The sequence below is a fragment of the Halomonas sp. DN3 genome (genome assembly GCF_024137905.1).
In the GTDB taxonomy this organism is placed as follows: domain Bacteria; phylum Pseudomonadota; class Gammaproteobacteria; order Pseudomonadales; family Halomonadaceae; genus Halomonas; species Halomonas litopenaei.
This window is the reverse complement of the sequence record NZ_CP099965.1, coordinates 2,997,207-3,008,097: the sequence shown is the minus strand read 5'-3', so window position 1 is coordinate 3,008,097 and position 10,891 is coordinate 2,997,207. Positions and strand designations below refer to the sequence as shown.

The 10,891-nt window shown below is 63.4% G+C and carries 10 protein-coding genes; 8 read left to right on the top strand and 2 right to left on the bottom strand.

All coding sequences use genetic code 11. The features are described 5' to 3' along the window. The first annotated feature begins 180 nt into the window (after nt 1-180). The 8 genes from imuA (at nt 181) to NKF27_RS12970 (ending at nt 8,642) form a co-directional block, all read left to right on the top strand. Nucleotides 181-984 (top strand): translesion DNA synthesis-associated protein ImuA, encoded by an 804-nt coding sequence (gene imuA / locus NKF27_RS13005; protein WP_253552172.1) that lies wholly within the window; start codon nt 181-183, stop codon nt 982-984. After that, on the top strand, nt 981-2,411 hold the full coding sequence (locus NKF27_RS13000) for a DNA polymerase Y family protein (protein ID WP_253552170.1): 1,431 nt from the start codon (nt 981-983) through the stop codon (nt 2,409-2,411). Before imuA ends, NKF27_RS13000 begins: the two co-directional genes overlap by 4 nt. Next, on the top strand, nt 2,395-5,631 hold the full coding sequence (locus NKF27_RS12995; RefSeq protein WP_253552168.1) for an error-prone DNA polymerase: 3,237 nt from the start codon (nt 2,395-2,397) through the stop codon (nt 5,629-5,631). Before NKF27_RS13000 ends, NKF27_RS12995 begins: the two co-directional genes overlap by 17 nt. A gap of 99 nt (nt 5,632-5,730) precedes the next feature. Then, nucleotides 5,731-5,970: an AAA family ATPase gene (locus tag NKF27_RS12990; protein ID WP_253552166.1), complete on the top strand. Its 240-nt coding sequence runs from the start codon at nt 5,731-5,733 to the stop codon at nt 5,968-5,970. Beyond that, complete coding sequence (locus tag NKF27_RS12985; RefSeq protein WP_108450240.1) at nt 5,939-6,958, top strand: IS30 family transposase; 1,020 nt, start codon at nt 5,939-5,941, stop codon at nt 6,956-6,958. The genes NKF27_RS12990 and NKF27_RS12985 overlap by 32 nt, the downstream gene beginning before the upstream one ends. 131 nt (nt 6,959-7,089) lie before the next feature. After that, nucleotides 7,090-8,031 carry an AAA family ATPase gene (locus NKF27_RS12980; protein WP_253552164.1) on the top strand — a complete coding sequence of 314 codons (942 nt, stop codon included), beginning with the start codon at nt 7,090-7,092 and terminating at the stop codon, nt 8,029-8,031. Further along, on the top strand, nt 8,031-8,237 hold the full coding sequence (locus tag NKF27_RS12975) for a hypothetical protein (protein ID WP_253552162.1): 207 nt from the start codon (nt 8,031-8,033) through the stop codon (nt 8,235-8,237). The genes NKF27_RS12980 and NKF27_RS12975 overlap by 1 nt, the downstream gene beginning before the upstream one ends. A 12-nt stretch (nt 8,238-8,249) precedes the next feature. After that, nucleotides 8,250-8,642: a DUF4276 family protein gene (locus tag NKF27_RS12970; protein WP_253552161.1), complete on the top strand. Its 393-nt coding sequence runs from the start codon at nt 8,250-8,252 to the stop codon at nt 8,640-8,642. A 139-nt stretch (nt 8,643-8,781) separates the two neighbouring features. Here the strand turns inward: NKF27_RS12970 and NKF27_RS12965 are convergent, their stop codons facing one another. Beyond that, nucleotides 8,782-9,183 carry an ectoine synthase gene (locus NKF27_RS12965; RefSeq protein WP_253552159.1) on the bottom strand — a complete coding sequence of 134 codons (402 nt, stop codon included), beginning with the start codon at nt 9,181-9,183 and terminating at the stop codon, nt 8,782-8,784. Next, the gene (locus NKF27_RS12960; protein WP_253552157.1) at nt 9,180-10,877 is read right to left on the bottom strand and encodes an FMN-binding glutamate synthase family protein; all 1,698 of its coding nucleotides are present in this window, start codon (nt 10,875-10,877) and stop codon (nt 9,180-9,182) included. Before NKF27_RS12960 ends, NKF27_RS12965 begins: the two co-directional genes overlap by 4 nt. Between the last annotated feature and the right edge of the window lie 14 nt (nt 10,878-10,891).

Sequence of the window (10,891 nt, the reverse complement as noted above, 5' to 3'; positions counted from 1 at the left end):
CTGGACCAGAAATCTGGGCCTGAAACCTGGACCAGAAATCTGAGCCGGGCTGGAGTATCTAGCGGGCCAGGAGCGCAGCTCAGCAGAGAACGCCAGCAGCGAACACCAGCAGCGAACGCCAGCAGAGCAGGCCAGTTGAGCAGACCAAGAGCGGAGCGGGACAGGAGCGGGAGAGGAGCGATGAAGGCAGCAGACAACCAGGCCCGTGACAACGCAAGTGATGACCTCTCGCGCTTGATGCAGCGAGGCAGCGTCTGGCGGGCGCGGCGACAGTGGCACCGTGATCAGCCGGAGGGCGACACGAGGCGCGGGATCTCCACCGGGGTGGAGGCCCTGGACGAGGTGCTCGGCGGTGGCTGGCCCCGGGGAGAGCTGCTGGAACTGCTGCTGGATCGAGCGGGTTGCGGTGAGGTTCGTCTGTTGCTTCCGCTGATGCGCAACTGCGAGCGGGTGGTGTGGTTCGACCCACCCTGGCAGCCTCATGCGGCGGCCCTGGCGGCGGCGGGCCTGGATCTGTCGCATCTGGTCATCGTGCGTACCCGCCATCCCAGGCAGCGGCTGTGGGCCATGGAGCAGGCATTGAAGAGCGGCTGCTGCGATCTGGTGCTGGGCTGGTTCGCCGCGGTGCAGGGGCAATGGCTGCGGCGGCTGCAGCTCGCCGTGGCGGCAGGGGGCGGCCATGGCGCACTGATGCGACCGGCCGAGTTCGCCAGGCAAGGGTCAGTGGCCCCCTGGCGACTGCGGTTGTCGGCTCCTGACCAGAGCAGCGGTGACGAGACGGCGCCCTTGTCGAGGCGCATCAAGGTCCATGCGTTCAAGCGCAAGGGGGCCATGCCTGCCAGGGCCATCGATATCACCCTGGCCGACTCTAGGCTGTCGCCCCCGTGCCCGCGGCCGATCTCGCTGCCGTGCGCACCCAGTGGGGAACGTCGATCCCGACCCGTGTTGCTCGTCTCCGAGCGCAAGGGCGCGGGGCGATCATGAAGGGGCTGTGGCTATGCCTTCACTGTCCGCAGCTTGGCCTGGAGGTGCTGAGCGCCGGCGATGACGGCCCCCTCGCGCTGCTGTTCGAGGACGGGGAGCGTATCGCCCTGGTCTCGGCCGGGGCCTGGCAGGCCGGTGTGCGGCCGGGCATGACGATCAGTGCGGCACTATGTCTGGAGCCAGGACTCCGGCTGTTGACGCCGGATCCTGAGGTGAGCCGACGTCGTCTCGAAGGGCTGGCGCTATGGTGTGCCCGCTTCAGCGCCCGGGTCAGTCTCGAGCCGACGGGGGAGAACGCCGCGTCCTGGGGGGTGGTGATGGAGATCGCCTCGATGCTCGACTACTTCGGTGGACTCGAGGGACTGTGGCGACGCCTGCACGAAGAATTGGCGACCCTGGAGCTTGAGGTGTCCAGCGCCACCGGGCACACCCCGCTGGCCGCCTGCCTGCTGGCCCGGACGGGGGGCTATTGTGGTCAGGGCGAGGCGGAGCATATGGCCAGGCTCGGCAGGCTCCGCCTCGACCGGCTGGGGCTGTCAGCACGCCAGCAGTCGCGCCTCAAGGGGCTCGGGTTTACGCACCTCAACGACCTGCTTGTGCTGCCGCCAGCCTCGCTGGCCTCGCGCCTGGGGACAGACCTGCGGCGCTACCTTCAGCGCTTGACCGGCGAGGTCGCCGATCCCCCGCCGGTATTCGCGCCGCCACCGCGCTTCGATCGTGAGCGGGAGCTGGTCCATGAGATCGAGCTGGCCGCCGGCATCGTGTTTCCCCTGCGGCGCCTGCTGGCGGAGCTCGAGGGCTTTCTCAAGGTACGTTGCGTCAAGGCATTGTCGCTGACCTTGACCCTGTATCACCGGGAAGGCGCTCAGCACCTGAGTGTGGGGCACGCCGGGGGCGAGCAGGCGGCGGAGGCCTGGCTCGAGCTGTGCCGGCTGCGCCTGGAATCAGTGGTACTCGAAGCACCGGTGCTGCGCCTGCGCCTGGAGGTCAGTGAGGTGTGTTGTCTGCAGGCGGTGGCAACGGACCTGTTTCAGGCGCCTCCACCCAGTGATTCCCCCGAGGCGTTGTTCAGTCGGCTGCGTTCTCGTCTCGGCGATGGTGCGGTACTGCAGCCCATGGCGCTGGAGGACCATCGCCCCGAACGGGCCTCTCGGCTGGTGGCGCAGCCGGGGACCGTCCGCAGGCCCCCGCCTGAAACCCAGACCGCCTGCCATCCGGCCTGGCTGCTGGAAAACCCCGAGCCGCTGACGCCGGCGACCCTCGAGCGTCTGGTCTGGGTCGCCGGGCCCGAGCGACTGGCCAGCGGCTGGTGGGACCAGGCCCCGGCGCGGCGTGACTATCACGTGGCCTGCTGGCCGGACGGTCGCCACGGCTGGGTCTTTCGCGACGCCGAGTCGCAATGGTGGTTGCATGGCTGGTTCGGTTGAGCGTGTCGGCGAGCCACCTGACGCTGCCGAAGTCGCCCCGGGCCCTGGCTACGCTGAGCTACATTGCCTGTCCAACTTCACCTTTCTCAAGGGCGCGTCTCACCCCCATGAGCTGGTCGCCCGCGCCGCCGAGCTTGGCTATCGCGCCCTGGCGATCACCGACGAATGCTCGGTGGCCGGCATCGTGCGCGCCTGGGAGGCTGCCCGAGACCATCGGGTCGCGCTGATCGTCGGTGCCGAGTTTCGCCTGGCCGATGAGGTCGTGGTCGTGCTGGCCGAGAACCGCAGCGGCTACGCCAGCCTGTGCCGGCTGATCACCCTGGGTCGGCGCCGTGCGCCCAAGGGCAGCTATCGTCTCGGCTGGGAGGACCTGGAGGCGCTCGAGGACTGCCTGCTGCTGTACCTGCCGGGCAGCGACGACGTCCAGACCCGGTCGAGAATGGACTGGCTTAGGGAACGCTTCGGCGGGCGCTGCTGGGTGATGGTCCAGCGCCACTTCCAGGCAAGCGAGGAGGAGCGACTGGCGACGAGGATAGCACAGGCCAGCGCCACAGGCCTGCCGCTGGTCGCCAGCGGTGGTGTCCTGATGCACCAGCCGAGCCGCAAGCGATTGCAGGATGTACTGACCGCCCTTCGGCATCGCACCAGCGTGCAGCGCGCCGGTTTTCTGCTCGAGCCCAACGCCGAGCGCTGCCTGCGACCCCTGTCGCGGCTGGCGCAGTGTTTCGCGCCTGCGCTGCTCGAACAAAGCCTGCGTATCGCCGAGCGCTGTCGCTTCGACCCCGGTGAGCTGCGCTACGAGTACCCCGAGGAACTGGTCCCCGACGGCCATACGCCGTCGTCCTGGCTGGCGCACAAGGTGCGCCAGGGCGAGCGGCTACGCTTCCCGGAGGGTACGCCTTCGGATATCGCCGAGCAGATCGCTCGCGAGCTTGAGCTGATCGCCAGGATGGCCTACGAGCCGTTCTTTCTGACCATCGAGGACATCGTTGCCTTCGCCCGCCGCCAGGGCATCCTGTGTCAGGGGCGTGGCTCGGCGGCCAATTCGGTGGTCTGTTACTGCCTGTTCATCACCGAGGTGGACCCGCGTCAGGTGCAGCTGCTGTTCGAACGCTTTATTTCCGAGGAGCGCGACGAGCCGCCGGATATCGACGTGGACTTCGAGCACGAGCGCCGCGAGGAGGTGATCCAGTACATCTATCGGCGCTACGGCCGCGAGCGGGCCGGGCTTGCCGCCACCGTGATCAGCTACCGCCCCAGAAGTGCACTGAAGGACGTGGGGCGGGCGCTGGGGCTGCAACCGGGCTATCTGGCCTGGCTCGCCAGTCGACTGGATCGCCGCGAGGGCGAGGGCGCCTGGCTCGAGGCGCTCAAGCAGACGGTGGGGGAGAAGGTAGGCGCGGGAGGTGAAGAGGGCGCCTCCACCGCCGTCCCGGAACTGCTGCGTCATCTGGTCGAACTGGTGGAGCAGCTATTGGGCTTTCCCCGACACCTGTCACAGCACGTGGGGGGCTTCGTGATCTCGCGCGGGCCGCTGCACGAGCTGGTGCCGGTGGAGAACGCCGCGATGGAAGGGCGTACCCTGATCCAGTGGAACAAGGACGACCTGGAGAGTCTGGGGCTGCTCAAGGTCGACGTGCTGGCGCTGGGTATGCTGACCGCCATTCGCAAGACCCTGGCGCTGCTGTCAGACGGAGGCGAACACAGGGACGACGACAGGCGCTGCTTCGAGAGCACGGGCGAGGGCGACGACGATGGCGAGGGCGAGCATCAGGCCATGGCGATGTCCCGGGTGCCCCGGGATGATCCTGAGGTGTACGCCATGCTCAGTCGCGGGGACAGCGTCGGCGTCTTCCAGGTGGAGAGCCGTGCCCAGATGAACATGCTGCCGCGCTTGAAGCCCCGCAACTACTACGACCTGGTGATCGAGATCGCCATCGTTCGTCCAGGGCCGATCCAGGGCGACATGGTGCATCCCTACCTGCGGCGTCGCGACGGCATCGAGGAGGTCAGCTACCCCAGCGACGAGGTCAGGGGCGTGCTCGAGCGGACCCTGGGGGTGCCGATCTTCCAGGAGCAGGTGATCAAGCTGGCCATGGTGGCGGCGGGCTATTCCGGTGGCGAGGCCGACCAGTTGCGGCGGGCCATGGCGGCCTGGCGACGGGCCGGTACCATCGCCGAACACCAGCAGCGGCTGACCGCCGGGCTGCGTGCCAGGGGCTACAGCGACGAGTTTGCCAACGCCATCTGTCGCCAGATCGAGGGCTTTGGCCAGTACGGCTTCCCCGAGTCCCATGCGGCCAGCTTCGCCCACCTGGTGTACGTCTCCGCCTGGCTCAAGTGTCACCACCCCGCGGCCTTCTGCTGTGGCCTGCTCAATAGCCAGCCGATGGGCTTCTATAGTCCCTCACAGCTGGTGCAGGATGCCCGCCGCCACGACGTCGAGGTGCGTCCGGTGGATATCAATGCCAGCCACTGGGACGCCACCCTGGAGCCGGACGGTGCCCTGCGACTGGGCTTTCGCCTGGTCAAGGGGCTGGGGCGTGGTGCCATCGACTGCCTGCTGGCGAGGCGTCCGGCCAACGGCTATGCTAGCGTCGCCGAGGCCAGGCGTCGCGCGCCGATGTCGGCCCGCGAGTGGGAAGCGCTGGCGGCGGCCGGGGCGCTGTCGAGCCTCGGCGGCCATCGCTACCAGGCACGCTGGAATCTGCTGGCGCCGGATCCGGCGCTGGCGCTGGGCGAGACCGATATCCTCGACGACACCACCCCAGAGCTGGCGCCCCCCAGCGAGCAGGCCGACCTCGAGGAGGACTTTCGCCATCTGGGGCTGAGCCTTGCCCGCCATCCCATGGCGTTGCTGCGCGAGCAGGCCGCCATGGGGCGGCAAGGACTGGCGCGTTGCCTCAAGGCCACTGAGCTTGCCGAGCTGGACCACGGCCATCTGGTCCAGGTAGCGGGGCTGGTGACCACCCGCCAGCGGCCGGGCACCGCCTCCGGGGTGACCTTCGTGACCCTGGAAGACGAGACCGGCAACGTCAACGTGGTGGTGTGGAAGGACACCGCCAAGGCCCAGCGCCAGGCGCTGTTGAACGCTCGGCTGTTGAAGGTCACCGGCCATCTGGAGCGCGAGGGCAGTGTGATCCATGTGATCGCCGGACGGCTCGAGGACTTGAGCGGCTTGTGGGCCGAACTCGGCGTGCCCTCGCGGGATTTCAGATAACACTTGCCGGAACGGTGAACAAGGGCCTCCGACCTTCTTTCATCTCTTGAAAACGCCTAGACTGCAGAGAGACCTTATGAACCTTTGTCTGAGGTGGTCATGAAGCCCGCATTCATTAGTCGAGTGGTTGTCAAGAATTTCAAAAGTATCGGGTACTGTGAAGTCAAACTCGGCTCTCTTACCTATCTTGTAGGAGCGAATGGTTCGGGTAAAAGCAATTTCGTCGATGCCCTTCATTTTGTCCGCGATGCACTGGGCGGTCTCAATGAGCAAGTGCAACACCTGATCGATCAGGTACGCTATCGCTATGACGCATTGCTACCACCACCTTACTGCTGAAGAACGTGCCACCATCATGCTGATGCGTGAAGGTCACTCGATACGCTCCATCGCCAAGTTCCTTGGGAGAGCTGCCAGCACGATTTCTCGAGAACTGGCTCGGCATGCGGTACCTTCTCATGCTGGCTATGACGCCAGTCTGGCGGGTTTCAGGGCCACGCTGACGCGACATCGAGCACGACGACAATCGAAGTTGCGCCTTGGTACGCCTCTCTTCGATCTGGTGACCTACCTGTTGCGCAAGTACTGGTCTCCTAGGCAGATAGCCATCACACTGAAGCGCATGTATCCAAATGACCCTACACGTCAGGTCTCCCACGAGGCCATCTACAACGCGCTCTATGTGATGCCCCGAGGCTCGCTGAAAAAAGAGCTCATTGCTTGCCTTCGGCAGGGGAAGGGAAAGCGGCGTCCACGCAGTCGTGGCAAGGATCGTCGCCGCCAAATTCCTGACTTGGTCAGTATTCATCTCCGGCCGCCTGAGATCGAAGATCGGTTGATGCCCGGGCATTGGGAAGGCGACCTCATCATGGGGGCCAGCAACCGTTCTGCCGTAGGCACGTTGGTTGAGCGCACGACACGCTTCGTCATCCTGGTGAAAATGGACGGTACGACCGCGACGGATGCGATGGTCGGCTTTAGTGACAAATTGAACCGTGTTCCACGCTCACTACGGCTGTCGATGACCTACGACCAAGGGAGCGAGATGGTCAAGCATGCCGAAATAACCCAACGTACCGGGACAGCCATCTACTTCGCCGATCCACACAGCCCGTGGCAACGTGGGTCTAACGAGAATACCAATGGTCTGCTTCGACAGTATCTGCCCAAAGGAACGGACCTATCGACCTACACCCAGGAGGAGCTCGATGAGATCGCAGACTCACTCAATACCAGGCCTAGAGAGACGTTGAACGCCAAGACGCCTCTGGAGGTATACGCGGAGGTTCTCCAGAAGTCAGTGCCCGGATCTCCGGCACTCCAATAGTGTTGCGCTTGTAGGTTGAGACCGCCCTGTCCGGCTCTCTCGACAATGCATTGAATGAAAGAGGGGGGATTGCTCAGGTAAGGCGAAGGTCGAGTGGGCATCCCAACCATTTCGGAATCAGGCTGGATTTCGTGCTTCCGGATGGGGAGAAAGGCTACTACGCCTTCAATGTCGGTGCTATTTCGGGTGGTGGCTACGAGGTACAGAACGAAGAGTGCGTTATAGCCGGGGTCGGAAAAGGTCCTTACTTCAATGTGGAAAAGGGAGAGCTTAAAAGTACCAGTGAAGAATCTTTTCCCTCTGTTACCTCTGACCGGTTAGCCTTGGTATCTGTGTCAGGGATGAAGACCTTTCGCCCAGTATTTGATGGCTTGGTGTTGATGGGGTTTTATAATCTTAACCCCAAAGTGATGAAAGAGCTTCAGAAGCCTCAGGACGGACGTCTGCTAAAACCTTTTGGTGACAATGTGGCAAGTGTCATTGCGCATCTTGAACGCATCGCACCTGACCAAAAGGTAAAGATTGAAGAATATCTTCAGGTCGTCGCTCCCATGGTAGAGTCCTTCGAGCGAAAGCAGATAGGCCCCATGGAAACAATTGAATTTCGTCAGGCAATGGCTGGTGCCAAGCATCCCTGGAAGTTCTTTGCGCAGAACATGTCAGATGGCACGCTCCGCGCGCTTGGCGTCTTGACGGCATTGTTCCAGGAAAACAAGGACTATGCACCGACACTGATTGCCATTGAAGAGCCGGAAACTGCGCTCCACCCTGCGGCGAGTGGTGCTCTGAGAGACGCATTGAAGGAAGCTTCCACAGAAACGCAGGTCATCGTAACGAGCCATAGTCCTGAGCTTCTGGATGATTTCAATATCGATTCTGACTCCATTGTCGCAGTCACTTCCCAAGGGGGGGAGACGGCAATGGCTCCTATCGATGAAAAATCACGAGATGCGGTGCGAGATCATTTGTTTTCGGTTGGAGAGTTGTTGAAACTTGATCGAATATCGCCCGATAGAGCCAGCATAGATCAGCAACTTTCCGCTCAGAAGGATCTTTTTGGCGAGGTGGAGTGATGAGGTCCATTGCTTCCATTGTCGAAGGTCATGGAGAGGTTTCTGCGTTCCCGGTTCTCCTCGCCCGGTTGATGATGTGCTGTGGCGATGAATATTTTGATATTCAACGACCTATTCGAGTACACAAGGATAAATTGATAAGACGTGATGGTGAGCTTGAGCGCTATATCGAGCTGGCGAGAAGAGACTGCGGGGACGATGGCTGAATCTTTGTACTGGTGGATGCCGATGATGCTTGTCCGGTTGAGCTAGGAAAATTACTCCTTGATAAAATACAGGGCATTCGTTTGAGCTGTGGTGTGTCCGTGGTGATTGCCAATCGAGAGTATGAAGCCTGGTTTATCGCTTCTCGCTCGACACTTGATGGCTGCCGTGGCTTCGTCGACTCTGGCGGAGATATTGACCCTGACTCCCCCAGGAATGCCAAGAAATGGGTTGAGAAAAGAATGATTGGCAGGTCCTATAGCGAGACGAAGGATCAAGCTGCCTTTTCCCATGCCCTCGATATCGAGGTGGCTTGTCGAAACAGTCGATCATTCAGAAAACTGTACGCTGAGTGTCTGCGGCTGGTGACTGCGGGGCCAAGCCGTCCGACCTCCCAAGTTTCATGAATCGCCCCCGGAACGAGGGCGAAGTCGATCATTCAGCGCTTCAGAACGCTGAGTGTCTGCGGCTGGTGACTGCGGGGCCAAGCCGTCCGACATCCCAAGTTTCATGAATCGCCCCCGGTACGAGGGCGAAGTCGATCGTTCAGCGCTTGAGCACGCTGCCGTCGTCGTCGAGCAGGGGATAGGAGCCCTGTTCATCGTGGGTCTCGGGACCGACCAGCGCCGGCGAGAAGGTACAGATCACGGTCATGCCCTTTTCGCTCGACAGGATATGCTGCTGGTGCTTGTCGAGGGCGTAGAGCACACCGGGCTTGAGATCCCACTTGCCGCCCTCGGTCAGGTCCTCGATCTGGCCCTCGCCTTCGATGCACAGGACCGTCTCGGTGTGGTTCTTGTACCACATGTGGAGTTCCTGGCCGGGCTTGATACAGGTCTCGTGGACCGAATGCCCCATGCCGTCCTTGCGCAGGGTGTAGCGCCGGCTGATCCACTTGTCGTCCTCTACGGCTGACTTCTCCGCGTCCTTGTGACTACGTACGATCATCGTTGCACCTCCTTTGGCGGATGATGGCGGTCTCCTTCGCCGCCGTCTCGATGGGGGCCGGGGGCCGTCCTGTGATGGCTTTCCTGGTGCGAGCCTCCCGGTCCACGCAAGAAGTGGTGGGGACTGGCTTCATGCCAGTCGTCTCGCCAGTAGGCGGGGAGTTGTTGCGCTTTCTGGTGGTCGAGCAAGGCGCCGACCTCCAGGCTGTCGACTTGCCATACCCGGGTGGCGGTGGCCGGGCCCTCGAGCAGGTGCTCAGGGCGCAGCTCGCCTGGGCATGCCAGGCCCATGGTGCCGATCATGTCGAGGCAGGCGTCCAGGGTGGCCCGATGGAAGCGCTGGACGTTGTCGGCCTTGCTGTCGACATCGATGGAGCGACTGCGGACCGGATCCTGGGTCGCCACCCCGGTGGGGCAGGTGTTGGTGTGGCAACGCTGGGCCTGGATGCAGCCCAGGGTAAACATGAACGGGCGCGCGGCGTTGCAGACGTCGGCGCCCAGCGCGAACTTCTCGACCATGTCGATGGCAAGCGCCACCTTGCCGCTGGCGATCACGCTGATTTCGTCGCGCTTGCCGATCCCCTTGAGGCAGGCGTCGATGATCGGCAGTGCCTCATCGATATAGCGGCCCACATGGTCGGCGTACTCCGCCGGTCCTGCGCCGGTGCCGCCCTCGGCGCCGTCCACGGTGATGAAGTCCGGCTGGATGCCGCTTGCCAGCATGGCCTTGCACATCGCCAGCATGTCCCGGGTGTGCCCGAGGCACAGCTTGATGCCCACCGGCTTGCCGCCGCTCAGATCGCGCAGGCGCTGGATGAACTGCATCAGTTCCAGCGGGGTGGAAAATTCCGGGTGGGCCGCCGGTGAATAGCAGTCTTCCCCCACCGGGACCTGGCGTGTCTCGGCGATCTCCTGGTCGACCTTGGAGCCGGGGAGCATGCCGCCGTGTCCCGGCTTGGCGCCCTGGGACAGCTTGATCTCGATCATCTTGACCTGATCCTCGCGGGCCTTGGCGCTGAACGCTTCCGGGTTGAAGCGTCCCGCCTGGTCGCGGCAGCCAAAGTAGCCGCTGGCGATCTGCCAGATCAGGTCACCGCCGTGCCGCTGGTGATAAGGACTGATGGCGCCCTCGCCGGTGTCCTGGGCAAAGCCGCCGCGTCTGGCACCCAGGTTGAGGGCGGTGATGGCCCGTCCGGACAGGGCACCAAAGCTCATGGCCGAGATATTGAGCCGCGAAGAGCGGTAGGGGCGGTGGCACTGGGGGCCACCGATGGTCACCCAGGCTTGCTGCGGATCGACGCGAGTGGGGATCATGGCGTGGGCAATCTGGCGACGCCCCTGGCGCAGCACATCCTGGCGGGTGCCGAAGGGGGCGGTGTCGCTGCGTCCCTCGGCCCGGGCGCCGATGATCTGGCGCTGTTCGCGATTGAACGGTCGACCGCTGGTCTCCGATTCGAAGAAGTACTGGCGCAGTTCCGGACGCAGAAACTCCATCATGTAGCGCAGATGGCCGACGATGGGGTAGTTGCGCAGCACGTTGTGGCTGGAGCGCAGGTCCAGCACGCCGACCACCCCCAGCGCCGCCAGCGGTAGCCACAACCAGAATTGCTGCGGGGATGTCGGTAGCCAGAAGATGCCGAGCAGGCCGACTGCCACCAGGTAGCCGATCAGCAGTAGCCGAGGTGAACCAAGCATGAGCGCAGATCCTT

Coding starts and splice junctions, on each gene's coding strand:
- NKF27_RS12990 (WP_253552166.1), top strand. CDS start 5,731: ATGAAGCCCGCATTCATTAGTCGAGTGGTTGTCAAGAATTTCAAAAGT.
- NKF27_RS12975 (WP_253552162.1), top strand. CDS start 8,031: ATGAGGTCCATTGCTTCCATTGTCGAAGGTCATGGAGAGGTTTCTGCG.
- NKF27_RS13000 (WP_253552170.1), top strand. CDS start 981: ATGAAGGGGCTGTGGCTATGCCTTCACTGTCCGCAGCTTGGCCTGGAG.
- NKF27_RS12995 (WP_253552168.1), top strand. CDS start 2,395: ATGGCTGGTTCGGTTGAGCGTGTCGGCGAGCCACCTGACGCTGCCGAA.
- NKF27_RS12985 (WP_108450240.1), top strand. CDS start 5,939: ATGACGCATTGCTACCACCACCTTACTGCTGAAGAACGTGCCACCATC.
- NKF27_RS12960 (WP_253552157.1), bottom strand. CDS start 10,877: ATGCTTGGTTCACCTCGGCTACTGCTGATCGGCTACCTGGTGGCAGTC.
- NKF27_RS12965 (WP_253552159.1), bottom strand. CDS start 9,183: ATGATCGTACGTAGTCACAAGGACGCGGAGAAGTCAGCCGTAGAGGAC.
- imuA (WP_253552172.1), top strand. CDS start 181: ATGAAGGCAGCAGACAACCAGGCCCGTGACAACGCAAGTGATGACCTC.